Raw genomic sequence first — 24,360 nt, 5'->3', positions numbered from 1 at the left:
TGCACTTTGCAAAACTGGCAAGGTTTTTGCTTATTGCTATCTGAGAATTAATGATTAGGTAGCAGTGTGCAGGATAAAACCCGAGAGAGTAGTGAAGTATTTGCTGATTTTACGATCAGTCGAATTCCTCATAAAACTCTCTCTAGTCTCAGTGTTGAACAACTCAACGACGTCAGGTCGGCACTGGTCGCTCAGTCCACCGAAACACGACACAGTCTAGATATCCGCATTCGACTCCCGCTTTTTTTTAGAGCCTACTATCTCGTTCTGTTTGCAGGTCGTGATCGAAGACGTAAAACACACAATTTAGAGTTGAACCGGATCGAGCGTTTGCCCATTGGTTTACGACGAACTGTCTACCTGCTGGTGTCTGGCAGTTTAATGATGACCGCTCTTATTGTATTGGCTGCAGCTCTCTATCTAATCAAAAGCTTTGCTGGTATCGATTTGATGCCCAATTCTCATCTTAGTGATTATCTGCCTTTTGATCTGTTTCAGGAGGCTAAGGACCTGTTAGGTGTCAAAGGAACGTCAAATGAAAAGTGATCTACTGAAGCTTTTGTTACCGATAACAACGCTGTTTTTAGCGGGTTGTTCTGGTTTTGAACGAACCATCGATGTACCAGAGAGAACACTGTTAACGTCGATTGACGAATACAACACTTCATTGAATAAACGCTCACTGCATATTTTTGATCCACTCAATATTGAGCCGCGGGTTAATCAACTTCAGCTTGAGAGAAGAGCTGACCAATTTACCCTGATTGCTGACTGGACAACCCTAAAGGGTAAAGAGTATCGAGGTGTACCCAGTACAGATTATGCCGAAGAGGTCGTGCGTCGTTTTCTGGTAACGGCACCCAATACAAACCTTGAAAGCCGTTTGCTAGCCGCCAATGACCTGGGGCAATTCTCCTCGGACTTCAGCTTTAAGCCACTCTCTAAGATCGATCCTTATCAATTAGATAGTGAACAATTTCAGTTCGTCGCTGAGGATTTGATCTCTCTACTAAACGCCTTACATCAACAGTCTACTCAGGTGAAGGGGTTTCAAACGCTGGTGATTCTGACGGATTGGAGTGTCGTGGATGAAAATTTAGTCAATGCCATTGATCGATTGCGTCAGGCATATCGCTACCCTGAAGGCCACCTTATTCAATCAAAAACGCCTAAATGGATGTCGCAAAAAGAGTTAAAAGGTAGTTGTATCTTTTTGATCGGAGTCAGTAACTCTTTATCTAGATCACTTATAGATCAGATCGGAGACTGTGGTTTTTCAAGTGCTGCGGACAAAATAATGCCGCCTGAACAAATGGCGCATTTTGTTGAGAGAGTGCTCTATAAAGGACCTAAAGATAGTGATGGCGATGGTGTTTTTGATTACAAAGATCAGTGTCCAAGCACCGCTTTAAATGCGCTGGTCAACTTTAACGGTTGCGAGAAGTTTGCTGATGAGTAAGAGGGTAATGAATATGTTTAACACGAATAGCTCTGTTCTGAGCGCTCTCTGTCTGTTAATGGCATTCACGGTCAATAACGCGTCGGCCAATTCACTACCCGAGCGTCAGCAGCGTCAAGCAGCGATTAATGCGGCTCCAACCGGTCAGGACTTACCCTTAGAGGAGGTCCCTTTGGGGGTTGTGAAAAGCTTAATCATCGATGAGTTACAAGAGCCTTCTGAGATAGAGAAAAAGATTGCAGAGACGCTGAAGCCGGTTGAGTTAACGGAGAAAAGCCGCGATTTGAAAACTCAGCCTTCGCTTGAGCAATTTGGCTATGACATGTTCACTACGCTTGCCACAACCTTTGCACCCGTTGCAGGTATTCCTGTTCCTGAAGATTACATCATTGGGCCAGGTGATACCTTTGTGCTGCAGATTTTCAGTGTGACCGATTTGGAGTATCGACTTGTCGTCACTCGTGAGGGTCAAATCCTGGTTCCAGAAATTGGCGCCATTCAAGTTGCGGGTCTCAATTTTTCAGACGCTAAACTGTTAATCAAAGAGTCCATTGATCGCGTCCGAGTCGGTGTGAAAAGTATCGTAACGCTAGCTGAGCTTCACTCCATTCAGGTTCTAATGGTCGGTGAAGTCAATCAACCAGGCACCTACACGGTGAGTGGTATGAGTTCGCTACTGAATACCTTGATTCAGGCAGGGGGGATTAAACGAACCGGTTCACTACGCTCCATTCAGGTAAAGCGTCAGGGCCGGGTTGTTGCAGATTTTGATCTCTATGATCTGCTTCTACGGGGTGATGACAGCGGAAATGCGTATCTGCGCCAAGGCGACATCATCTTTATCAAACCTATCGGAATGACGGCAGGTATTGCGGGAGAAGTGCATCGACCAGCAATCTATGAAATCGAGGAAGAGCAGAGCGTTACTGACTTGCTCAAACTGGCTGGTGGACTGTTACCGACGGCTGCCAAAAGCACCGTTATGATAGAACGTATAGGTTCAAGCGAGTCCTATGAGTTGATCTCTGCCGATATGACGAAGCAGGGTGGGGATATTCGTCTGATCAATGGCGATCTAGTTAAGGTGCTACCAGTGATAGATCGTGTTGAAAATGTTGTGTTGCTTGATGGTCATCTGCTTAAACCCGGTGCAATGCAGTGGCGAAGCGGTATTAGAGTCACTGATCTGATTAAGGATGTTGCCACTCTTAAACAGGGCGCTGACTTATCAACCGCACTGCTAGAGAGAGAAAATCCTGTTAGCAAGAGAACAGAGGTACTCTATTTTAATTTAGGTAATGCACTCTCTAACCCATTTTCAGAAGATAATTTGACTTTGCAGGCGCGAGATCGAATTGTCGTTTTCAATACGCACGATCAGCGTGCAGATCAACTCAATAATCTGGTTAAGAGAATGGAGCGCGAGGCGTCTGCATCAGAGCTTTCACCTCTGGTTCGGATCAAAGGGTTCGTTCGTCATGGCGGCACCTATCCAATCGCCAATGAGATGCGCTTAACCGATTTGATTGAGTATGCCGGTGGCTTCCAGGTAGGTAGTGATCGCTCCTATGTAATTTTGTCGCGCACCGATGCTGACAGCTTAAAGGTGGATGTGACAGCGTTGGATTTAACACACAATCGCTACAACCCTAAATTGAAAGCAGGGGATGAACTCTTCCTGTTTGGCCGAGACAGTAACCGATCTGAGATTTTAAACGGGTTACTTGAGAAGCTGCGACAGCAAGCTTCGATCAATACGCCTACACAGGTGGTTAAAGTGAGCGGATCAGTACGTTCTCCTGGCCTCTATCCCCTAGTGGCTGGAATGCGTATTGAGGATCTTGTGGTTGCTGCAGGCGGCCTAAAAGAGCAAGCATTCAACTCAGAGGCAACGCTAGCCCGTCGCTCAATTATCAAAGGCGATTATTCGCGCATAGATCAATACGATGTCTCTTTAACTCAGAGAGAAGGTATAAGCGAAGATTTAACCACTGTGTTGATACCCTCGGACCATCTGGTCATCAGACAAAAACCTGAATGGATCAGTAACCGTAAAGAGGTGACCATTGAAGGTGAAGTTCTATTCCCGGGCACATACACCGTTGATAAGCGTGAAACACTCTGTGGTTTGCTGCAGAGAGCGGGTGGCTTTACAGAGGACGCTTATCTGTTTGGTACGGTATTCACCCGTGAATCTGTTCGCATTCGTGAACAACAGGCACTGGATCGCATGATGGGCGAGCTTGATGATCTGTTAGCGGATGTACACCTTTCACCAGGTTACCAAAAACAGGATAAACAGCCCGAAAACAACGGCGCAGAGGAAACTTTGAAAATCATCAAGCAACTGGCTCCTAAGCGTGCAGTAGGACGTATGGTGGTTGATATGGAGGCCGCTGTTAAAAACTGCTCAGAGCTGTCTGATGTGGTTCTAGAGTCTGGAGATCGCATTAGGGTTCCAAAATACCAAGATGAGGTCTCTGTCGTCGGTCAGGTCTATTTTCCAACGTCACATAAATATCGAAAAGATAGAGCCTCATTGGACTACATCAATCTAAGCGGTGGTATGAAAGAGTTAGCGCAGCATGAGCATGCTTTTGTGGTACAAGCTAATGGAGAGGTGATGAGTGTTCGTTCTAAAGCATCGAGTTGGGGCTGGTTAGGTAGCGCTTCAAACGTCAAAGTGACTCCAGGGTCTACTATCTATGTGCCGTTGAGTGTCGATCGAATCAATGGTCGAGAGTTCACACAATCTTGGGTCGATCTGTTCTATAAATTGACCTTATCAGCCTCAAGCGTCAGTTATCTTTTTAAGGGTAATTAATTATGAAGAACACAAATGAACCACCTATTCATATCGATCAACAGGTGGATCTTTTAGAGTATTTAGACGCTGTACTCCGCTCGAAATATCGTCTGTTGATCGCGGCCATTTTTTCAGCAGCTGCTGTCTTTGGTTTATCAAAGTTTGTGGATGATAAGTTTACCGCATCAGGAATCGCGGCTGTGAATATCAATGAAAATCCAGGTGGCGTAGCCCCAGAAAGCTATCGAGGTAGCGATGCTTTAGGATTATTAGAGCACGACTTCATTATTGATGTTGCACCTAGTAATGAACTTGATCGCTTGTTAGCTAAGTTAAATAGCTTTGAGTTTACAAAGTATTTTATTGATAAGCGCGGACTGCTGCCGATGTTGTTTCCCAACGAATGGAATGCAGAGTCTGCCTCATTTCGTGAGGGGTTTGTTCCAGATTATCGAGTTGCCACTAAGATTTTTAGGGAAGAGCACGTTGGCCACTCTCATGATGAAAAAAGTGGTCTCTTGACCGTTTATGCGACCACTCACTCATCCGATTATTCTGCAGAGATTGTTAATCACTACCTTGCTGATTTTAATGCGTTTATTAAACAGCGCTCTGTAGAGACAATGAATTCTCGTCGTGACTATTTAGAACGCCGTCTGACTGAGGTTAATAATATCGAAGTGCAACGTTCTATTTATCGTTTATTAGAAGCACAGTTGGGTGTCGAATCGATGATCCATGCTCGTGAGAATTATCCTTTTGAGATGATACAGCCTGCTAATCCACCGCTTTACAAGTCATACCCGAGCCGAAAAAAGTGGACCGTATTAGCTTTTGTAGGAGTGTTATTTTTAGGTCTCTTCTTAGTAATTGGGCTCGTCATTCTAAGAAAAATGAACGCTGCTCTATCGGAATACAAAGCCCGAGTTGGAAAGGTACAATCAAATCCCAATTCTGAAGATGAGGTTACATCTCAGACTTTCGAAGAGTGGATTGATCAATAGTGACTCTCTATGCAGTCGCCAGTTTCTATAATGTCTATCTGTGATTCTGATACTCGAGTCTATAGATAACACTCAGGGCAATGATTATTGATGCATGGGCGAGACCATGGATATAAATATAGTGCACGGACAGTAAAGAGTTGAAAATATCGGTAATTAGTTTCGCAATGGATGCAACAAAAAATACGTTAGCTTTCCCCGTATGCTGAATAATTAACCAGTTGGTAGTCACTGCTTTCTTGAGTGTATAGATCATCAGTGCCACATAGAGCAAAGCACCCGTTATGCCAAATTTAAATGCCACACCTATTAAACCGAGATCTGAGCTGTAGAACTTATACCAAAAGATCTCTTGCTCTGTGATTGTCGCTGCACTTTGTTGACCAAATCCAAAAAATGGATGGTCCATCACAGTGTTAAGAGCAATCATGTAAGAGCGATAGCGAACACCATCATCGGCCCCTTCCATAACGGCAAAATATTGTTGAATGGCCAGAGTATAAAGCGGAATGATTAGAGCCATACCCAGGAAAAGCAATCCCATGCGTGGCTTTCTTGCAAACCATAGGTGATAGAGAAGAACACCCAGAATCATCATTGCCGTTGGTGCTCTTGCTTGAATAATGGACCATATCCAAACGGAAACACAAAATGTGATACCCCAACCCAATTTTGCTCTTAAGCTTTCGGAAGTCACCATTAGATAGGCTGAAATTATGGTCGTTAGAAATAGAGCTACCTGAGGCGCTTTTAATCGATATCCTCGATGCTCGTCATGCGTTGTCATCCCTTTTATCGTTGGGTCAGAGGAGTTGTAGGCAGCTTCAAGATCGATACGGAAATAGTGAAATACATAACTAAAAACAATGGCAGCAAACACCAACAGAACGACTCTATTAATGTCTTCAACTTTGTAACCAATTCGGTACAAGAAGTAGAGAGTAGGGGCAATAAACACAATCAGAAATTCACGTGATGCCATCATGCTGGGTAGCATTGACACACCCGCATTCACAGAGAATTGATAGGCCGGTAGCACAAAGGTGTAGGCCACAAATATCAGGGTGGTGAACACCCAGAAACTCCATCGAAGGTTTTGCTCTTTAACGTTCAGTGCTGCAACCAATGCAGAGTAGCCAAATAGAATAAAGGTTAGGAGAAAACCGACCTCCTGCAATCTATTGGCCATGAAGTAATAGGCACCCTTAAACGCTGTATAGAAGATGACAGCCAGTGCAAAGGTGATAAGGGCTCGAGTCGAGATGAACACGGGTTCGATTAAGTCGATAGCAGATTGATTTCGTTGACCATGAAACCTAGAACCCTATCCCAGGTATACTTTTCACGTACCCGCTCACGACTCTTTTGTTCCAGTGTCTCCCATAGCCTTTGATCATGCAGCAAACGATCAATTGAGTTCGCCATATCTGCAGCGGTATCGTCTATGCATAGGTGGGTTAAGTGGTCCGCATCAATGCCTTCGGCACCCACCGATGTGGTTGAAATGGGAAGTCCTCTGCACATTGAGTTGAGCACTTTGACTTTAATGCCTGAACCAAATGTGAGTGGTGCAACAAACACACGGGAGCGCTTGAACAGTGGCTCTAGGTCATCGACAAAGCCTAGCAAGTGAATGTCTTGGATCTGTGTAACTCTGTCGACAAGACGTTGTGCAGGGTTACCACCGGCGATGTCTAGAATCAGGTTAGGATTGTTGGCCTTTATCTCTGGCCACACATGTTCAATAAACCAGAGTAAGCCATCAACATTAGCCTCCCAACTGAGTGTGCCTACGAAGAGAAGTCGCTTCTCTGTCTCTTCAAATCTGAGGCTAGGGAGAGCAAGTTGTGTGTCATCCCCAAGGTGGTAGGTCTCTCTTGCTATATTGGTATCAGCTCCGATTTTGGAAAGATTGTCTATATCGTTGGGTGAAGCAAAAAATAGATCAGAGCGACGACAGATATCAGATTCAAACTTTGCAACGCGTTTGGCTTCGCAATTTGCGATGGTACGCATAACCCAATTATTACCCTCTTTGCCATAACGATCCCACATTAGGTAAGTGGCGTTATGAGCATGAAATATCACTTTGCCACTGAAATGGTTGGGTATGTATTGAGCTGCTTCGTAATGATCAATCAGTATGATTTCGTAATTGTTCGCGATCTCTGCAATACGCTCTTTCAGTTTTTTTGAGCCTGATCTTAAGACATTAAGAGGGATCGCTTTCAGATAGCTCTTAACCAAGTTTTTAGGCGAACGGGGTTCTTCAACCCTTTCGTAGAGTAACTCCTCTAGATCTATCGACTGCGAAAATTCAGTTAAATATTGATCCCCATATTTAAGTGGGCAGGCCAAGGCAACAGAGTAGTGGTTGGTTAGGTACTTCAGCATATTCCAACTCTTGACCCGACCACCGCTATTAGCGGGGTAGGGAAGCTCTATGCTGATCATTAACAGTGTCTGTTTACTCATAATATTTCTCAAGTTGGCCTGTAAATTGCTTATCACTGGGCAAGTAATGGGTTTGCACCCTGTTAGTTAAAGCAATTTGTGTGCCACAAAGAGAGGAATTAGATGAGAGCTCTGTCGAAATTTTTATTCATTCTAGGATATCTATCTGTCATCGGACCACCTCGAGCCTCTAATCTACAGACTATGGAAAAAGCGGAGGCTGGTGAGTTGAAGAATCAGCCATTGGTCGTTGTGCTGATTGTTGAATACTTAATGAGATCGGTAATGCTGTTGCTTATCTTTTTTGGTATCGAGTTCGTTGTAGGGAAGGCAATTTATGAAACCTACTATCTGGATTACCTTGGCCTGCTGATGCTCAGTGTTGGCGCGTTTCACACATTCAGTTATTACCTTTGCTTTGCCCTAATAAACCCCTCTAAGAAGATAGTTAGATTCAGACTCTATCGACTGCTAAGAAATCTAGCCTACTCTTGGTTGCCCGGAGTTGGGATTGCCGCAGTGATCTTATTGGTAGAGTTTTTACAGGAGAAAGACCCTTTTACTCATCTTGAGATGGTCGTGAATGTTTATCTTGTCTCAACTGCACTGGTGTTGCTGATCTCTATGATTGAGTGGGCGCTAGTGAAACGTCATCCACTGGGCTTGGATGTTGAATAATTGTGAATTGATCAGATACACAAGCGTATTCAAACTGTTGCAGATGAACTGAATCAAGGTTTATAAGCTTCAAGCTGTGACCGCTTATATTGATCTGCTTTTGCACCAGTTGTAGCAGGGCGATGAATGAACCATCCAGCCGGGATAGGCCTTTTAGGTCGATGACCTTGATTCTCTCCTCTTCAATTAACTCAATTAATGCACTTCTAAGATCTGATAGGTTTCTGTGAACTGCATCACCCGATATCTGTAGGGTGTTTGAGTCGTTTAGAAAACTAAACTCCAAGGGTATTTGAGGTAGTTGAGACTGCTTCTGCATTAGGTTTTTATAGGGGCGTATTTTGGTGAGGTATTGCCAAATAAAGGCGCGACCATCATGCCAATACCGTTTAAAGAGGCTACTCTCTTCCCAAATTCTCCATAACCACTCTAAACCACTGCGTTGAATCCAAACAGGAGCCCGTTTTACCGTGCCTGCAACAAAATTGATGACGGCACCTAGGTGTGAAATGACCGGTACGTCTAGTTGTTTACGGTTTAGTTCGATCCATTGCTGGCCTCGTTTTGCTCCTAACGCAACAATTAAAAGATCCGCATCTGTCTGATTGATCTGTTTGATTATCTCAGGATCACTCATCTCATCCATCGAGCCAAAGCCGGGGCTGTAAAAACCAACGACTTCCATGCTGCTGTTATCTACCGCGATCTTTTTAAACGCTTCAGCTGCGGTTCCATCAGGGCCGCCGAAAAAGACCACTCGGATAGGGCGATCTGGGTTTTTATACTCTTGCCTAACCCTTTCAAACACTGAAGAGCCAGCGACGCGTTCCGGCAAAGGAATCCCTAGAGTTTTTGCAATCCAGATAAGCGGCATACCATCCGCGACCACCCAATCTGAGTTGATCACTGAATCCCTAAATTGCGAATCATTTTGTGCAGTGATTGCAAAATTTAGGTTCGGTGTAGTGAAGAAACAGCGCTCCTCTTTTAGCATCGCATCAATCAGATGATCTGTCGTCTCTTGCTCTGTTGTGCAGTCAAACGGCAGCCCCATGACTGTCCATACATTGCGCTTTAGATCACGTGCAATCGCTTCTTCTCGTGTCATGATTTGGCTCTATTAGAATAGTGACAAGGTGACTCGTCTATTCAGTTGACGGCCCTGTTCGGTTTGATTATCTGCAACGGGTTGGGATTCGCCCATGGAGGCTGTGGCCAGTTTTTCAGCTGGGTAGCCAATATCAACCAATGTTAGTAGGACGGACTCGGATCGATTCAGCCCCAACTGATCGTTGTATTGGTCACTGCGATTCCAATCGGTATGCCCATTCAAAATGATTGACGGACGTTGCTCACCCAGTGTCTCAACAAACTCTTTGAGTTTGACCCTCTCGGTTGGCGTCACTTCATAACTGTCGTTGGCGAAGTAGATGATCGGTAGCACAATGTTGACGACTGGTTGAGGCTTTAAGGGAGTGGCGATATTCTGCAACGAGTGCGAAAAATAGATCGTCTCGTTTTCGTTTTGTATCGGTTGTTGGCTGCAACCAGACAGGAGTAAGCTGACCAATGACCCCAGTATGAGGCCGTCATATTTTTTCATGATCACTCCTATCCGTTCACAACCGATTTCAACGGAGTCAGTAAACCTAGCCTCTTAAAGACTAAAAAGGGTGCCGCTAAACATTTAAGTTTTTGGTCCCGCTTTATTAATCCTGGCATTAACAGGTTGGCTCTACCGTTAAAGGGTGCACTGAGTACAAACTGCTCAATATCGATCGCATTTCGATGTATATCTGCTAGTGTTTCGTGTGTTAAATGGGCATCACTGTAGTAGACCTTCTCTAGCTCAAGATGCAGATTAGAAATGGCATCTAGCCAGTGCTCATAACTCATCATGCAGTTGGGCGTAAGGAGCGAACGACGGACATTTTCTGGAAGTTTGTCCAGGATGTTTATCTGTCCGTTATTGAACCGTTCAATCAACTCAATGGCCGCCTTATAGAAGATGATTGAGGTGATGCGCGACTCAATAAGTGCATTGGGCAGCTCTGATCCTTTTGACTCCGCCAATGTAAGCACGGCGGAGTCTAGGTGTTCACGAAGGGCTTCGTACATTGGTTAAGCCGCTTTGCTGACTCGCTCAATGGCAGCATTCGGATCTTGATAGATCTCGAATAGCTCTTGCAGGCGTGTCAGTTCTAGCAGAGATTGCACTGCTGGTTGAGGCGACAAGATCACCGCTGAACCACCCAATTTTTGAATGTTTTTGTAGACAGCAACAAGCACGGCTAAACCACTTGAATCGGTAAAACTCATGCCAGCCAAATCGATGACAAGGTTAGTTTTTCCCTCTTCGATCATCTCGGTTAGCTGCTGTTTTACGCTGTTCGCATTAGCCATAGTAAGTTTCTCTGGCATGTGAACGACGTTAGCTGAATCGTAAGAACTGACTGTAAAACTCATCGGTAACTCCTAAGTTAATTATGTACCTATATATCCTTAGCAATAGGTGTGCCAACTTAGGGGGTTGTTCCGATTATCGAGGCAGTTTTAGTCTATTTTTAATAAAACTTTTTACATCTGAGGGGAGGGCGTCAATTGTAATATCGGCTTGATCGCGATATGGGGCAATGTGACGTTCGAATCCAGGTCGCACTTGGTCGTTGTATTGACGACGAATGTCGTCAGGTTCGCGGCCTCGTTCAATTTGGTCTCGTTCAAAACGGCGCTGGAAGCAGATCTCTTGAGGAACATCTAAGTAGATTTTGACATCAAAGGCTGAGACTAAATTCGGTTGTGACAGTAGAAAAAGCCCCTCAACCAAAATCACATCCAGTGGTTCAATGATCAAAGTCTCTTTCTGGCGTCTGTGAACGACAAAGTCATAGGTTGGAATTTCAGTTGCCAATCCCTGTTTAAGCTCATGTAATTTTTCGGCGAGTAGGTCGAGCTCTAGCGCTTGTGGCTCATCGTAATTATTGAGCGGGTGGCCAATAGGATTGTAAAAATTGTCCTGACTAAACAGCGTGGCCGTTAATCCCTGTGATTGAATGCCCTGCAACAAGGCGTTAGCTACGGTGGTTTTCCCAGATCCAGAAGCACCTGCAACGGCAATCAAAAGAGTTTTCACGTCAATTCCATCGGTTCAAAGTGTGCTCAGATTATAGAGAGATCAGTTCTGGAAATGAATAAGCCGCAATAGATGCGGCTTATTTTGAGTGACTTTATTAGCTGTTTTTAAAACGCAGTCGCCATAGGTTTGCATCATTGGCACGCTTACAGCTGATTTGATCGATCCAACTCATCATGATGTGTTGGCCACGCCCTGACTCTGATTCACCTGAATAGGGCTTAGGTGGGCATAGATGAGGAAGCTCTACGGAATACTCTTGAATATTGAACTCAATCCAGCTTTTAGAGGTCGTTGTGATGATCTCTATAGGAAGCTCCGCGTAATCTTCTGGCCAAAGAGTATGTTCAACAAAATTGTTCAGTAGTTCAGCAAGTGCGGTTCTGATCTTAGAGAGGATTAGATCCTCGGTATTAAGCAGTTTTAAGTGAAGATAGATACGATCCAGTGTCTTTTCTACGTCGCTCTCTGTAGGGCGAAGACTGGTCAGAAATGGCTGGACGTTCAACTCTGTCTCTGGGTTGTTCTCCGAGGAGCGTTTAATCAACATGACCGATACATCATCTTCTGGGGTCTCTTGGTTACCCCAATCATAGGCAAATTGCTTAATGATATCTAACTGAGTTGCGGCATCTTTACTGCGTTCACGTTTCAGTATGTTTTCGATCGCATTGCGGCCTATAGCTGAGTTTGTTTCATCAACAATATCAAACAGTCCATCACTACTTAACAGCAATGAAGAACCTGGTAAAAAGGGAAGGGATCGTGTTTCAAAGTCGGCAAACTCAAACATTCCAACTGGAAAGCTGCCGCGGCTTATCTGCATCATATCACCCTGTTCGCTTAATACGCAGGGGTGAGGGTGTCCTGCCTGGCAGTACCTTAGGGTATTGGCTTGCTCATCTATCATGCCAAGGAACATAGTGAAGTAGAGGCCTGAAAAACGCTCACTCGGAAAGCGCTCATTCAGTCTGCGAACGATTTGGTGAAGCGGTGGCAAGACACTTTGATTGATGTAGTACCCCAGCATCTGTTGAATGGCATTTTGTAAGGTAAAGGAGAGCATAGCCGATGCGACCCCGTGTCCCATTACGTCGATCTGATAGATCAGTACTTGATTGTTATTGGTAGTAACAAATCCCATTGAATCACCACCAATGCCACGTGCTGTTTTAAAGTGTGTAGCGAGTTCTAGGGTTGGTGATAACCACTGATTCTTTGGTACATACTCCTCTTGAAGATGCGTCGCAAATTGCAACTCTTCCTCATTTTGTTTCTGTGCTGCTTCCAGTGCAGTCACGGTTTCGTTGAGTTGCTCGTTCTGGTCGGTGACACTTTTACGCATGCTTACCAACCGCGCACCTGCAGCCAGTCGCACACGAAGTTCCTCTTTAACGGCGGGTTTACGCAAAAAATCATCCGCGCCTGCATCCATACAGGTGACCAGCTCATTTTGATCATTTTCTGCGGTCAGCATAACAACGTAGGGTGATCCGTAACGATCGTTGCTTCTCAGAGTGCGACAGAGTGTTTTGCCATCCATCTCGGGCATCACCTGATCTGAGAGGATCAATTGGAATTGGTCTCTCTCCAGCAGTGCGAGTGCCTCTTTACCATCACAGGCCTCAACTACTTCATAGCCTAGGTCTTTTAACATCGTGCCAACGCGAGCTCGTTCGGTAGGGCTGTCATCAACCATTAGGATTCTATTGATATCAAAATGGTCTTGTTCGCTAATTTTCGCTGATACTGCAATATTCATCTTAAAACTCGGTTTGTTTAGTTTGTATTGCAAGTGGGTAAGCACAAACCGTGCCAATAGTCTCTAATCAAATATCTAGACTTTTTGCATTTTGCGAATCACTATGAATAGGCCTTTTGAAAGCAGTAAAAATAGTTGGCATGGACCTTGCTTGTATTTGATGTACCTTCACTGTTTGGAAGGGTTATTTTAAGGAGATAGTTAAATGGGACAAATCATCGATTCAATGGATCAGGCGGTTGCTTCAAAGGTTTCTGAAGTACTGGATCTTGCAGTACTGGAGCGTCTTTTAGAGGACACGTCGATCGATTTTTTGCCAAGCCTTATTGAAGTGTTCGAATCAGAATCTTCACAGCGTTTAGAAAACATCAGTAAAGCGATGTCTGAAAATGATTTAGCGACTTTAGGTATCGAAGCACATTCACTGAAAGGTACCTCAGCAACCTTTGGTGCCGAAACGCTTCGTTCTACTGCTGAGCGTATTGAAAAAGCAGCCAAATCGGGCGATCAGGCGACGGTTGATCAGTTTGTACCTTCTGTACCCTCGCAGCTGGAATCTGTCCTTGCTGAGTTGAACCGTTTTTCATCAGCGCTATCGGCTTAATAGAGTTAATTGAGGAAATTTCTGATGTCTCAGAATCAAGTATTAATTGTTGAAGACAGTGCCAGCCTGCGACGTATCTATGCACAGTACGTCGAGAAGGAGGGGGTATTAGTCGATGCCGCCGCCACACTGGCTGAAGCTCACACCGCACTTGATTCCAAGGTCTATCAGGTCGTTCTTCTGGATCTGCGCCTGCCCGATGGTGATGGCTTTGAGCTTCTTAAACGAATTATTGAGCATCAGATTAACTCTTTGGTGATCATTATGACCGCGCATGGCTCGATCGATGTGGCTGTCGACGCCATTCGTTTAGGTGCCTATGATTTTCTAGAAAAACCTTTTGATGCGCGTCGATTAAAGGTGGCGATCAGTTCAGCATTTGCACAGGTGGCGAAGCTGAACTTTGCTCCTGTCGATTTGGCAGAGAAGAGGGAGCGTGAGACCTTCCATAGCTTTATTGGTGCCAGTCCTGCGATGCAAGATATGTATCATCTTATCGAGCGTGCGGGCCCCAGTAAGGCATCTGTTTTTGTCACAGGAGAGAGTGGTTCTGGTAAAGAGCTCACTGCAGAAGCGCTGCATAAGCAGAGCGCGCGTTCTGAAGGTCCTTTCGTTGCTATTAACTGTGCCGCTATCCCTAAAGATCTTATGGAGAGTGAGATCTTTGGCCATGTTAAGGGGGCGTTTACTGGGGCCAGTGCCAATCGTGAGGGCGCAGCCAGCAAAGCCGATGGTGGTACGCTTTTTCTAGATGAAATTGGTGAAATGAGTCTTGATTTGCAAACCAAATTGCTACGATTCATTCAGACCGGCATTATTCAAAAAGTGGGAAGTAATTCAGATGAGGTGGTCGATGTCCGATTCATCTGTGCAACGAACCGAGATCCTTTGGCTGAGGTGCAGGCGGGTCATTTTAGAGAGGATCTCTACTATCGCCTGCATGTGATTCCTGTTCACCTGCCGCCGTTACGGGATCGCGGTGATGATATTTTAATGATTGCCGAATTCTTCCTAAACCGTTACGCGCGTGAAGAGACCAAGTATTTCGAAGGCTTTGAAGATGAAGCTAAGCGTAGATTGCTGGAGTACCACTGGCCGGGCAATGTCCGCGAACTTCAGAATGTGATTCGTAATGTCGTTGTATTAAACGAGGGGGGTATGGTCGGTGTAGCCGATTTCCCGGCCCCGTTAAACTCGCTGCAGGAGATTGTGGCACCACAACCCGCGAAAAAAGAGGAGCCAGAAGAGGTTCAAACGAGTAAATCCGCTAAGAAGTCTAAACCCTATTCGAAAGTGATGGCTCAAAGCTTAGACGAGATTGAACCTCTGGATGTATTAGAGCGAAAAATCATCGAAAATGCCGTCAAACTCTGTAAAGGCAATGTCCCTAAAGCGGCCGCGTTACTTGAGGTTAGCCCCTCTACACTCTATCGCAAAATAAAGGGTTGGAGTTAAGCGCTGCGATCGCGACTCTGTTCATTAGGGTTAGGTATGCTGACCATGCCTAACTCTACCCGATCCCTTCCTTTTGCTTTGGCTCGATAGAGCGCATCATCTGCCCGTTTAAATAGCTCATCTGCTTCGACACCGGCAATATAACTACTTAGACCGATACTGGCCGTTACCTTACTCACGGGTGTGAATGGATGATCTCTTAGTGTGTTTCTAAGTTTTTCAGCAAGGATCAACGCTTCAGATTGGTTGGTGTTAGGAAGTATCAGCATAAACTCTTCACCGCCCCAGCGACCCAATATATCCACATCACGAATATTGCTCTGAAGCAGGTTAGCGACTGCGTAGAGAACATCATCGCCTACAAGATGCCCGTGGGTATCATTGATCTGTTTAAAGTGATCAATATCTAACAGTAACAGTGAAAATTGAGTGCCGTATCGGTTTGCACGTCGCAGCTCTGCATCAAATAGCTCATCCAGCCTCGAACGATTGTAGAGACCGGTTAACTGGTCCGTCATCCACAGCTCTTCCAGTTTTTTCTGAGTCGAAATGTCTTCGCGAATCTCGGTGAATCCGATCAGATTAGCGTTTCGGTCGTATTGAGGCTCGATCTGAAGCTTGACCCAATAGAGTCCACCGTAGGCATTTTTCTCTTGGGTCTCAACACTCACGCCCCCTTTCTGACTTGCCTCTTGATACCGTTGTTGCAACAGACTTGCGTTGTTTTCGTCTGGAATTAAACGAGCTAATGTGCCTGATTTAAGTTGTTCTTTTGTATATCCCGTGTGCTCGCATAAGGCGCTAGATGCCTTAGTTACCTTCCCGTTTGGATCGGTATTCACCATTAAGATATGTTTGTCGATGATGGCAAGATGTCGCTGTGTCTTGTGACGCTCACGCTTAAGCTGTCTAAACTGCTTATGTCCACGTGAACGAAGTAGCTGCAGGGTTCGAGTCATTGTGGCCAGCACAATGATGAATAGAGTAATAGAGACTAAAAAGATGCCGGGGTGGAGTCTTATCTCAGCTATTAGAGAAGTCTCATTAGCCCAAAGAGGTGGGCTAATGAGTAACAAAGATAGGCAGGAAACTAGGTAACTAAAACCCATACAAAACCCTTCCAAACATAATGAAAGCTTAAGCCTAGCAGAGGATTTTGTTTTTGCAGGATTATTTTTAGACGTTTTATTTTTGTAAAAAAGAACGCGCAATCAAAACAATGCTTTATTTAAAATCAGTTACTTATCGATAACTTCTGATAGTGGTTGTGCAAAGGTTTGCACCATATCCCAAGGGAAACGAATCCAAGTATCTTGGCTGACCTCAGTAATAAAGGTATCAACCAGTGGTTTCCCTGCCGGTTTTGCATAGAGTGTTGCAAAGTGCGCTTTAGGAAGCATTTCGCGAACGTATTTTGCGGTGCGGCCGGTATCAACCAAGTCATCGACCAAAATCATCCCTTCGCCATCACCTTCTATGCCTTTTAGTACTTCTATCTGCCCCTGAACAGAAGCTTCACCAGTGTCTGAGTTTGAGTAGCTAAGGACACAGATTGTATCGATCATGCGAATATCCATCTCTCGAGCTAGGATGGCTGATGGTACTAAGCCGCCGCGAGTGATGGCAATAATGCCTTTCCAAGGCCCTTGTTCTAGAAGGCGCCAGCTCAGCGCTCGTGCATTTCGGTGCAGTTCATCCCAGCTTACGGGAAAGTCTTTGCTGTAGGGTGTCATTATCTTCTCCTAAGAAATCGCAGGAGCCGCAAGTGTATTTGCAGCCTCTTTATGTTCATGCATGATCCGTTCAATATCTTGACCGACTAACTCACCGGCCTTAACGCGCCACTCGCCATTCACCATAACGGCTTCTGCGCGATGCGCCCCACACAACAGCAGGGCGGCTAATGGATCGTGTGCACCGCTAAAGCGCGGCTCATCAAGCTTAAATAGAGCTAGGTCGGCAGCTTTACCCACCGCGAGCTCACCAATATCGTCACGGCCTAATACCTGTGCTGAGCCTTTGGTACCCCAACGATAGGCGTCAAAATGGGTGACCGCAGAGGATCCGTAACGCAGGCGCTGGATGTACATGGCTTGGCGAACTTCTTGAATCATATTCGAGCAATCGTTCGACGCAGAACCATCGACACCCAACCCCACGGGTGAACCGGCCGCTTCAAGCTCCTTCACTTTAGCAATGCCCGATGCGAGCATCATGTTCGAGCTTGGGCAGTGACAGACTCCGACGCCAGCCTTACCCAATCGGGCAATCTCTTCGTCATTAAAATGTATGCCGTGCGCCAACCAAGTGTTACTGGATAGCCAACCAACAGACTCTAGGTAATCTACCGTTCGCATACCAAAAGAGCGTTCACAGAAGTTCTCTTCGTCGATGGTCTCTGCTAGGTGCGTATGGAGTCGTACATTGAGTTGTTTGGCCAGACTGGCTGTGTCACGCATCAACTCGGTCGTTACCGAGAATGGAGAACAGGGTGCTAAGGCGATTTGTGACATCGAATAGGGTTCTCTGTCATGATAGCGGGAGACCAGACGTTCAGAATCCTGCAAGATCTCATCTTCTGTTTGAACCACGGTATTAGGCGGTAATCCACCTTGGTCTTGGCCAAGACTCATAGAACCTCGGGTCATCGCCATACGCACACCCATCTCACGACCAATTTCGATCTGATGATCAATGGCGTCAGTGAGATTGGCTGGGAACAGATAGTGGTGGTCAGAAGCGGTTGTGCAGCCGGACAACAGTAACTCGGCCAGTGCCAGCTTTGTGGCGGCTCGGTGAACCTCAGGATCTAAATTCGCCCAGACAGGGTAGAGCGTCTGAAGCCAAGGAAAAAGCTCTTTATTGAGTGCTGCGGGCAGTGCGCGAGTCAGTGTCTGATAGAAATGGTGGTGGGTGTTGATCAGACCGGGAATCAGAACCTGATCACTGACATCAATCGTTTGATCAATATTAACGGGTGTTTCGCCCTTGGCAACCAGCTCTACGATCGCCTTGCCACTGACAACAATACCGCCAGAAGCATCCTCATCGTTTCCCGTGTAGATGGCTAATGGATTGGATAACCAGATGCGAAGGTTGTCTGTCATACTGTGGCGGATCTCAAAGCTTGTTAATAATTGAAAAATAGTCGTCTATTGAACCCAATATTTGACTCAAAAATCAAATAAAAATTAACTTCAAGGTCAGTTTATTTATTTGACCGATTGGTTAGGTTTTAGCACAATAAGTCTATTATATATGACCCTTCAGGCAGCATTCATATGATCAGTTACTGGAAAAATGGTTCCATTGAGCAGGATAGTCCGCTTTCCAATACCGAGACTCTATTGGAATTCCTGCGTGAATCTAAACGTCTCACAGGGACCAAGGAGGGGTGTGCCTCTGGTGACTGCGGTGCCTGTACGGTTGTGCTTGTCTCTCTAGATGATAATGAAAGTCTTAAGTATGAAGCGGTCAATAGCTGTTTGATGCCGGTTGCGGAATTGGCTGGTAAAGCGCTGATTACGATTGAAGATCTAGCGCAAGGCGATGATCTACACCCTCTGCAACAGGCGTTTATAGATCAGCACGCATCGCAGTGTGGATTTTGCACCCCAGGGTTCATTCTTTCTGCTCTTGCTTTGAAAAAGCATGAATCCAATCCTGATGTGGAGGCGATCGATGAAGCCCTAGGCGGTAATCTCTGTCGATGCACCGGCTACTCACCTATTGTTAAAGCGGTTCAGTTGGCCGATTGCAGCCAAGATCGATTTGCTCAGTGTGAAGTTGAGTTAATCAACTCCCTAAAGCAGCTACAAAACTCAACGGCATCCGTTGTCGGTTTCCATCAACCTCGAACATTAGAAGCCCTTTGTGAATTGAAATCGGAGCATCCAGAGGCCATTTTGTTATCCGGTGGTACTGATTGGATGCTGCGGGCGACTCAGGGGCTTGAACAGGTCGAGACGCTTATCAGTACTGATAGGGTTGCCGGCTTAAATCAGTTAACCCTTGTGGCTGGGCACTGGTCAGTCGGTGCAGCGGTCTCTTTGAGTCGAATTAAAGATCAGGCAAAAGCGTCTGGTTTTCATGCTCTTGATCAGTTGCTCAGTCGATTTGCATCACAACAGATCCGTAATCGCGCGACCTTGGGTGGTTCTATCGGAAATGCCTCTCCAATTGGCGATTTAGCTCCGTTGATGCTCGCTTTAGATGCAGAGTTGGTTTTGAGCTCTGTTCAACAAGAGCGAAGGGTTGCGCTAAAACATTTCTTCTTAGGCTATAAGCAGACCGCGTTGAGTTCGGATGAGGTGATCAGTCAGATTAACTTCAACCTTGGTGATCAGGCCCAGGTTCATTTTGAGAAGGTATCCAAACGTCTGGATGATGATATCTCTGCCGTTGCTGTAGCGACTCATTACACCATGCATGAGGGACAGTTAACCTCTTTGCGAATAGGGTTAGGAGGTATGGCGGCCACTCCGGTTTTGGCACTGGGTGTGATGGCTGCTTTTGAAGGTAAAGAACCCTCATCCATTACCCTGGATCAGGTCACTGATGCGTTAGGCGAGTTAACACCTCTATCAGACCTCAGGGCCAGCGCTGATTATCGCCTCAAAGCCTGTGCCCGTGTCATTCACTTCCATCTAATCAGTGCGAAGGAGTCTGTATGAAACCTGTAGGCGTTTCAGTCACTCACGACAGTGCGTTGTTGCATGTGACGGGTAGAGCACGATATGTGGATGATACTCCCTTACCTGAAGGCACCCTGTTTGCTGCCATCGGGCAAGCATCCATCTCCCGAGGCCGTCTGTTATCTTTGGATCTGAGTGCAGTGCAAGAGGCTCCAGGTGTTATTGCCGTGCTGACGTCCAAGGATATTCCTGGAATCAAAGATATCGGTCCTGTCTTTCCGGGTGACCCACTTTTAGTGGATGGCGACGTGCTTTTTCACGGTCAACCGATCTTTCTTGTGGTGGCTACGGATGAGAAGCAAGCTCGCTCTGCGGCATTATTGGCTGAGGTTCAATACGAAGAGTCTAAGCCAATCCTCTCTATTGAAGAGGCCAAGTCCCAGGCGTATCGAGTACGTCCTCCTCATGTGATGCAGAGAGGCGATCTGTCCACAATGGACAGATCTGAAAATCAGATCTCTGGTGAATTGCGAATTGGCGGTCAAGAACATCTCTATCTTGAAGGGCAGGCCTCTTTGGCAGTGCCAACAGAGGAGGGAGGTATTCATCTTCTCTGCTCTACTCAGCACCCAACTGAGGTGCAAACCCTAGTCTCTGAAGTGTTGGGCCTTCCATTTCATGAGGTGGTTGTTGAAGTACGACGCATGGGAGGCGCTTTTGGCGGTAAAGAGACACAGGCAGCGCCTTGGGCTTGTTTAGCCTCACTGGCGGCGCACAAGCTAGGCAGACCGGTAAAACTTCGTCTACCTAGATCAACTGATATGACGGTGACGGGGAAACGACACCCCTTTATTAACCAATATCAAGTGGGATTCCGTAGTGATGGTCAAATCGAAGCGGTACAGATTGACATTAATGGCGACTGTGGCTGCTCTCCAGATTTGAGTGATGCCATTGTAGATCGTGCGATGTTCCACAGTGACAACGCCTACTATTACCCGGCTGCAAAAATCACTGGTGAGCGTTGGCGAACCGATAAGGTTTCTAACACGGCGTTTCGTGGCTTTGGCGGGCCTCAGGGGGTCATCACGGCTGAAGCGATGTTGGATGATATTGCACGCACCTGTAAACAGGATCCTTTAGATACACGGCTTAAGAACCTCTATTCAGGTCAGCAGACACACTATGGTCAAACCGTCGACGGAACAACGCTGCGGGAGATCATGACCCGCCTTAGAGAGAGTGCTGACTATGACCGTCGTCGTCAGAAAATAGCTAAACATAACTTAGCTTCATCTCGTTATCTTAAAGGGCTGGCGTTAACCCCGGTGAAGTTTGGTATCTCCTTTACTGTTAAGCATCTCAATCAAGCGGGCGTGCTTGTTCACATCTATACAGACGGTTCCGTTCTGGTCAGTCAGGCGGGTACTGAGATGGGGCAGGGACTTTACACTAAAGTGGCTCAAGTGGTTGCCTCAGTATTGGGCATTGAGATCGATCGAGTGAAGATGAGCAGCACTCGAACTGACAAGGTTCCCAACACGTCACCGACAGCAGCTTCAAGCGGCAGCGACATGAATGGTATGGCAGCCCATGACGCAGCGACCACCCTGAAGAGTCGAATTGCAGATTTCATTGCCAATCGCGAATCGATTAGTGCCGAAGAGATTGAATTCAAACAGGGGCTATTGAGCTGGGGTGCCAGTTCAATCACTTTTGCCGAGGCTGTAAAAGCAGCCTATATGGATCGTGTTCAGCTCTCTGCCACAGGCTTCTACAAAACGCCAAATATCTGGTATGACAGAGCTTCTGCACAAGGCAACCCATTTCTTTACTACGCTAACGGTGCCGCCTGCTCGGAGGTCATTATCGATCGACTAACGGGCGCCACTCATATCGAACGAGTCGATATCTTGCACGATACGGGTAGCTCATTGAATCCAGCCTTGGACAAGGGACAGATAGAGGGTGGGTTTATTCAGGGAGTGGGGTGGTTAACCAGTGAGGAGCTTAAGTGGGATGACAAAGGGCGTCTACTGACAAACTCCCCAGCAACTTACAAGATCCCAGCGATTAGTGATCGACCCACTAGGCTAATTATCGAATTACTGGATAAACCGAACAGTGCGGCAACCATAGCAAGATCTAAAGCAGTCGGTGAGCCACCCTATATGCTTGGCATCTCTGTCTGGTGTGCAATTCGCGATGCAATTTCGAGTGTTTCCGGCTATGGTATATCGCCTACCTTAGATGCACCGGCAACCCCTGAGGCCATTTTAAACGCCATTACTACCCTTGAGGACTCTCTGTGATTCAACGTTGGAGCTACAAACTTGCTGAGCTGTTAAAGCGGGGGCAACCGGTTGTTTTAATCACACAGGTCGGTGAGAGAGGCTCCAGTCCACGTTCGTCAGGTGCCAAGATGTTGGTCACCAGTAACGCCACGGTGGATTCACTCGGTGGGGGTAATCTTGAGCATCAGGCGATTGAATTCGCACGACAGCTACTGACAGAGCAGAAAGATGGTCTGCACGAACTTGAGTACACTCTGGCCGGTAATCTTGGGCAGTGCTGCGGTGGAGAGGTTAGGGTGCTGTTTGAGGTTTTTAATACCTCTCTACAGCCTCTTTACCTATTTGGTGCCGGCCACATAGCTCAAGCGTTAGTGCCTCTGCTCGCGCAACTGCATTTTGCCGTTAACTGGGTGGATGACCGAGATGAGCTCTTTGTTCAGCCTATTCCAGATGGTGTGACCCGCATTGAACGTGATCCCATTGATGTGGCGCGAGATATTCCGAATGATGCATGGATGTTGATTATGACCCATGATCATCAACTGGATCTGGATCTTCTACTGGCAGCTATCGATGGAGGTCTGCCGACCTATACTGGCATGATAGGCTCAGAAACTAAGGCATTGAAATTCAGACAGCGTCTTGCTCAGCGGGGTATCTCTCAGGAAATCATTGACTCCATTCACTCGCCTATAGGCTTGCAGAATTTGCATACTAAATTGCCGGTAGAGATTGCGATTTCGGTTGCGGCTGATGTCATGACTCGGCTGCAGCAACAGCGGGGTGAATTATGAGTCAATCCTGGGCGTTACGTTGTCAGATCCTGAGTTGTACTTCTCAACCTAAAGATGATGAAGGGTGGTTCTATCACTCAGATGGGCTTATCTGGATAGTCGATGGATTGATTAAACGGGTAGGCAGTTACACTGATTTAAGAGAGCATATCCCCTCTGATCTTCAAATCGAGCATCGTCCTGGGCATCTACTGATTCCTGGATTTATCGATACCCATGTTCACTACCCACAACTTGAAATGATCGGTGCCTACGGGACTCAACTGTTGGATTGGTTGAATCGATACACCTTCCCTGTGGAATTAAAGTATCGCGATATTGATTACGCGACAGAGCAGGCTGGACGGTTTCTCGACCAGTTATTGGCGAACGGCACGACAACCGCCCTGGTGTTTGCGACCTCTTCGGTTAACTCAGTGGATGCCTTTTTTGCAGAATCCCTACGTCGTAATCTACGTATGGTCAGCGGCAAGGTTTTAATGGATCGGCATGCACCAGATGATCTGTGTGATACCCCTCAATCGGCCTATGACGACTCCTGTTCGTTAATTGACAAATGGCGTGGTAGTGGACGGTTGGGTTACGCGGTAACACCTCGCTTTGCACCCACATCGACCGACGCGCAATTAGAGGTCGCTGGTGCTCTAATGAAAGAGAATAGTGATGTCTACCTACACACCCATCTCTCTGAGAATGTCGATGAGATCGCATGGGTAGGGGAGTTATTTCCTGATCGCCAGGGCTATTTAGATACCTATGATCACTTTGGACTCGTGACCGATCGTTCGGTGTTTGCTCACGGCATTCACCTCAATGACGCTGAGATGCAACGTCTTCATGACTGTGGCTCCGCTATTTGTCACTGCCCATCCTCCAATCTTTTCTTAGGATCGGGGTTATTTCCTTTGAAGCGTCTGCAACAGGCTGGCGTTAATGTGACTATGGGTACTGATGTTGGGGGTGGTACGTCGCTCTCTATGCTGAGCACCCAAGGTGACGCCTATAAAATTCAGCAGATGGCGGGACATCTTCTTAAACCTTTAGAAGCCTTCTATATGGCCACTCTGGCCGGTGCTAAGGCATTGGGGCTGGATGATCGAATTGGCGCTTTAGCAGAAGGGTTTGAGGCCGATATGGTGTTGCTCGACTTGGCCTCTACACCGGTGATCGAAGAGCGGATGAAACGGGCTGATCAGATTGAAGATGTCTTATTTGCACTCTCTATTCTGGGGGATGATCGATCAATCGCACAGACCTATGTGATGGGCGAGCCTGCCCTTTAG

General features: G+C 46.4%; 22 protein-coding genes and 1 pseudogene. 11 read left to right on the top strand and 12 right to left on the bottom strand.

Annotation, left to right across the window (positions count from 1 at the left end; genetic code table 11):
- Window positions 1-66: 66 nt before the first annotated feature.
- From XMA152_RS01510 to XMA152_RS01500, 3 genes and pseudogenes are all read left to right on the top strand, one after another.
- On the top strand, window positions 67-546 hold the full coding sequence (locus XMA152_RS01510; RefSeq protein ID WP_173482521.1) for a hypothetical protein: 480 nt from the start codon (window positions 67-69) through the stop codon (window positions 544-546).
- Window positions 536-1,459, top strand: coding sequence for a hypothetical protein (locus XMA152_RS01505; protein WP_173482520.1), 924 nt, complete (start codon window positions 536-538; stop codon window positions 1,457-1,459). Before XMA152_RS01510 ends, XMA152_RS01505 begins: the two co-directional genes overlap by 11 nt.
- Window positions 1,413-3,614: pseudogene (locus tag XMA152_RS01500) on the top strand (SLBB domain-containing protein); the annotation flags it as partial. The gene XMA152_RS01505 and the pseudogene XMA152_RS01500, both read left to right, overlap by 47 nt.
- Window positions 3,615-4,003: 389 nt before the next feature.
- On the opposite strand, the gene XMA152_RS12790 reads toward XMA152_RS01500, so the two are convergent.
- Window positions 4,004-4,141 (bottom strand): hypothetical protein, encoded by a 138-nt coding sequence (locus XMA152_RS12790; protein WP_371731440.1) that lies wholly within the window; start codon window positions 4,139-4,141, stop codon window positions 4,004-4,006.
- A gap of 144 nt (window positions 4,142-4,285) precedes the next feature.
- On the opposite strand from XMA152_RS12790, the gene XMA152_RS01495 reads away from it, so the two are divergent.
- Window positions 4,286-5,269, top strand: a complete 984-nt coding sequence (locus XMA152_RS01495) for a hypothetical protein (RefSeq protein ID WP_173482518.1) — start codon at window positions 4,286-4,288, stop codon at window positions 5,267-5,269.
- A gap of 34 nt (window positions 5,270-5,303) precedes the next feature.
- On the opposite strand, the gene XMA152_RS01490 is transcribed toward XMA152_RS01495, so the two are convergent.
- Together XMA152_RS01490 and XMA152_RS01485 are read right to left on the bottom strand one after the other, a co-directional pair.
- Complete coding sequence (locus tag XMA152_RS01490) at window positions 5,304-6,539, bottom strand: hypothetical protein (protein WP_173482517.1); 1,236 nt, start codon at window positions 6,537-6,539, stop codon at window positions 5,304-5,306.
- An 8-nt stretch (window positions 6,540-6,547) separates the two neighbouring features.
- A complete protein-coding gene (locus XMA152_RS01485) occupies window positions 6,548-7,744 on the bottom strand; it encodes a glycosyltransferase (protein ID WP_173482516.1) in 1,197 nt (398 codons plus the stop codon).
- Between the two features lie 102 nt (window positions 7,745-7,846).
- Between XMA152_RS01485 and XMA152_RS01480 the strand changes: the two genes are divergently transcribed.
- A complete protein-coding gene (locus XMA152_RS01480; RefSeq protein WP_173482515.1) occupies window positions 7,847-8,401 on the top strand; it encodes a hypothetical protein in 555 nt (184 codons plus the stop codon).
- On the opposite strand, the gene XMA152_RS01475 is transcribed toward XMA152_RS01480, so the two are convergent.
- The 6 genes from XMA152_RS01475 to XMA152_RS01450 all read right to left on the bottom strand — a co-directional run bounded on the left by XMA152_RS01475 (window position 8,346) and on the right by XMA152_RS01450 (window position 13,296).
- Window positions 8,346-9,509 (bottom strand): WecB/TagA/CpsF family glycosyltransferase, encoded by a 1,164-nt coding sequence (locus XMA152_RS01475; protein WP_173482514.1) that lies wholly within the window; start codon window positions 9,507-9,509, stop codon window positions 8,346-8,348. The genes XMA152_RS01480 and XMA152_RS01475 overlap by 56 nt on opposite strands.
- 12 nt (window positions 9,510-9,521) lie before the next feature.
- On the bottom strand, window positions 9,522-10,004 hold the full coding sequence (locus XMA152_RS01470) for an OmpA family protein (protein ID WP_173482513.1): 483 nt from the start codon (window positions 10,002-10,004) through the stop codon (window positions 9,522-9,524).
- An 8-nt stretch (window positions 10,005-10,012) separates the two neighbouring features.
- Window positions 10,013-10,519: a hypothetical protein gene (locus XMA152_RS01465; protein WP_173482512.1), complete on the bottom strand. Its 507-nt coding sequence runs from the start codon at window positions 10,517-10,519 to the stop codon at window positions 10,013-10,015.
- Between the two features lie 3 nt (window positions 10,520-10,522).
- Entirely contained in the window at window positions 10,523-10,867 is a 345-nt protein-coding gene (locus XMA152_RS01460; RefSeq protein WP_173482511.1) for an STAS domain-containing protein, read from the bottom strand.
- A gap of 73 nt (window positions 10,868-10,940) precedes the next feature.
- Window positions 10,941-11,534 (bottom strand): uridine-cytidine kinase, encoded by a 594-nt coding sequence (locus XMA152_RS01455; RefSeq protein ID WP_173482510.1) that lies wholly within the window; start codon window positions 11,532-11,534, stop codon window positions 10,941-10,943.
- A 97-nt stretch (window positions 11,535-11,631) separates the two neighbouring features.
- Window positions 11,632-13,296, bottom strand: a complete 1,665-nt coding sequence (locus tag XMA152_RS01450; protein ID WP_173482509.1) for a SpoIIE family protein phosphatase — start codon at window positions 13,294-13,296, stop codon at window positions 11,632-11,634.
- 205 nt (window positions 13,297-13,501) lie between these two features.
- Here XMA152_RS01450 and XMA152_RS01445 point away from each other — a divergent pair, with 205 nt between their 5' ends.
- The gene (locus XMA152_RS01445; RefSeq protein ID WP_173482508.1) at window positions 13,502-13,900 is read left to right on the top strand and encodes an Hpt domain-containing protein; all 399 of its coding nucleotides are present in this window, start codon (window positions 13,502-13,504) and stop codon (window positions 13,898-13,900) included.
- A gap of 24 nt (window positions 13,901-13,924) precedes the next feature.
- Complete coding sequence (locus XMA152_RS01440) at window positions 13,925-15,355, top strand: sigma-54 dependent transcriptional regulator (RefSeq protein ID WP_173482507.1); 1,431 nt, start codon at window positions 13,925-13,927, stop codon at window positions 15,353-15,355.
- On the opposite strand, the gene XMA152_RS01435 is transcribed toward XMA152_RS01440, so the two are convergent.
- The 3 genes from XMA152_RS01435 to XMA152_RS01425 all read right to left on the bottom strand — a co-directional run bounded on the left by XMA152_RS01435 (window position 15,352) and on the right by XMA152_RS01425 (window position 18,462).
- Entirely contained in the window at window positions 15,352-16,314 is a 963-nt protein-coding gene (locus tag XMA152_RS01435) for a sensor domain-containing diguanylate cyclase (protein WP_173482506.1), read from the bottom strand. The two genes, XMA152_RS01440 and XMA152_RS01435, sit on opposite strands and share 4 nt — an antisense overlap.
- Window positions 16,315-16,593: 279 nt before the next feature.
- On the bottom strand, window positions 16,594-17,088 hold the full coding sequence (gene gpt, locus XMA152_RS01430; protein WP_173482505.1) for a xanthine phosphoribosyltransferase: 495 nt from the start codon (window positions 17,086-17,088) through the stop codon (window positions 16,594-16,596).
- A gap of 9 nt (window positions 17,089-17,097) precedes the next feature.
- The gene (locus XMA152_RS01425) at window positions 17,098-18,462 is read right to left on the bottom strand and encodes an 8-oxoguanine deaminase (RefSeq protein ID WP_173482504.1); all 1,365 of its coding nucleotides are present in this window, start codon (window positions 18,460-18,462) and stop codon (window positions 17,098-17,100) included.
- Between the two features lie 174 nt (window positions 18,463-18,636).
- Between XMA152_RS01425 and XMA152_RS01420 the strand changes: the two genes are divergently transcribed.
- The 4 genes from XMA152_RS01420 to guaD are packed head-to-tail and all read left to right on the top strand — an operon-like array spanning window position 18,637 to window position 24,360.
- Window positions 18,637-20,028, top strand: a complete 1,392-nt coding sequence (locus tag XMA152_RS01420; protein ID WP_173482503.1) for a xanthine dehydrogenase small subunit — start codon at window positions 18,637-18,639, stop codon at window positions 20,026-20,028.
- Window positions 20,025-22,301, top strand: coding sequence for a xanthine dehydrogenase molybdopterin binding subunit (gene xdhB / locus XMA152_RS01415; protein ID WP_173482502.1), 2,277 nt, complete (start codon window positions 20,025-20,027; stop codon window positions 22,299-22,301). The genes XMA152_RS01420 and xdhB overlap by 4 nt, the downstream gene beginning before the upstream one ends.
- Window positions 22,298-23,077, top strand: coding sequence for a xanthine dehydrogenase accessory protein XdhC (gene xdhC, locus XMA152_RS01410; protein ID WP_173480951.1), 780 nt, complete (start codon window positions 22,298-22,300; stop codon window positions 23,075-23,077). Before xdhB ends, xdhC begins: the two co-directional genes overlap by 4 nt.
- Window positions 23,074-24,360 (top strand): guanine deaminase, encoded by a 1,287-nt coding sequence (guaD, locus tag XMA152_RS01405; RefSeq protein WP_173482501.1) that lies wholly within the window; start codon window positions 23,074-23,076, stop codon window positions 24,358-24,360. Before xdhC ends, guaD begins: the two co-directional genes overlap by 4 nt.

The sequence above is a fragment of the Marinobacterium sp. xm-a-152 genome (assembly GCF_013282965.1).
Taxonomy (GTDB): Bacteria; Pseudomonadota; Gammaproteobacteria; order Pseudomonadales; family Balneatricaceae; genus Marinobacterium_E.
Note: the sequence above shows the minus strand (reverse complement) of the source record. Positions and strands in the feature narration are given on the sequence as shown.

What these genes read in the sequence shown, in the direction of transcription:
- XMA152_RS01505 (WP_173482520.1), top strand. Translation starts at nt 536, where the DNA reads ATGAAAAGTGATCTACTGAAGCTTTTGTTACCGATAACAACGCTGTTT.
- XMA152_RS01495 (WP_173482518.1), top strand. Translation starts at nt 4,286, where the DNA reads ATGAAGAACACAAATGAACCACCTATTCATATCGATCAACAGGTGGAT.
- XMA152_RS01485 (WP_173482516.1), bottom strand. Translation starts at nt 7,744, where the DNA reads ATGAGTAAACAGACACTGTTAATGATCAGCATAGAGCTTCCCTACCCC.
- XMA152_RS01480 (WP_173482515.1), top strand. Translation starts at nt 7,847, where the DNA reads ATGAGAGCTCTGTCGAAATTTTTATTCATTCTAGGATATCTATCTGTC.
- XMA152_RS01475 (WP_173482514.1), bottom strand. Translation starts at nt 9,509, where the DNA reads ATGACACGAGAAGAAGCGATTGCACGTGATCTAAAGCGCAATGTATGG.
- XMA152_RS01470 (WP_173482513.1), bottom strand. Translation starts at nt 10,004, where the DNA reads ATGAAAAAATATGACGGCCTCATACTGGGGTCATTGGTCAGCTTACTC.
- XMA152_RS01465 (WP_173482512.1), bottom strand. Translation starts at nt 10,519, where the DNA reads ATGTACGAAGCCCTTCGTGAACACCTAGACTCCGCCGTGCTTACATTG.
- XMA152_RS01460 (WP_173482511.1), bottom strand. Translation starts at nt 10,867, where the DNA reads ATGAGTTTTACAGTCAGTTCTTACGATTCAGCTAACGTCGTTCACATG.
- XMA152_RS01450 (WP_173482509.1), bottom strand. Translation starts at nt 13,296, where the DNA reads ATGAATATTGCAGTATCAGCGAAAATTAGCGAACAAGACCATTTTGAT.
- XMA152_RS01445 (WP_173482508.1), top strand. Translation starts at nt 13,502, where the DNA reads ATGGGACAAATCATCGATTCAATGGATCAGGCGGTTGCTTCAAAGGTT.
- XMA152_RS01440 (WP_173482507.1), top strand. Translation starts at nt 13,925, where the DNA reads ATGTCTCAGAATCAAGTATTAATTGTTGAAGACAGTGCCAGCCTGCGA.
- XMA152_RS01435 (WP_173482506.1), bottom strand. Translation starts at nt 16,314, where the DNA reads ATGACTCGAACCCTGCAGCTACTTCGTTCACGTGGACATAAGCAGTTT.
- gpt (WP_173482505.1), bottom strand. Translation starts at nt 17,088, where the DNA reads ATGACACCCTACAGCAAAGACTTTCCCGTAAGCTGGGATGAACTGCAC.
- XMA152_RS01425 (WP_173482504.1), bottom strand. Translation starts at nt 18,462, where the DNA reads ATGACAGACAACCTTCGCATCTGGTTATCCAATCCATTAGCCATCTAC.
- XMA152_RS01420 (WP_173482503.1), top strand. Translation starts at nt 18,637, where the DNA reads ATGATCAGTTACTGGAAAAATGGTTCCATTGAGCAGGATAGTCCGCTT.
- xdhB (WP_173482502.1), top strand. Translation starts at nt 20,025, where the DNA reads ATGAAACCTGTAGGCGTTTCAGTCACTCACGACAGTGCGTTGTTGCAT.
- guaD (WP_173482501.1), top strand. Translation starts at nt 23,074, where the DNA reads ATGAGTCAATCCTGGGCGTTACGTTGTCAGATCCTGAGTTGTACTTCT.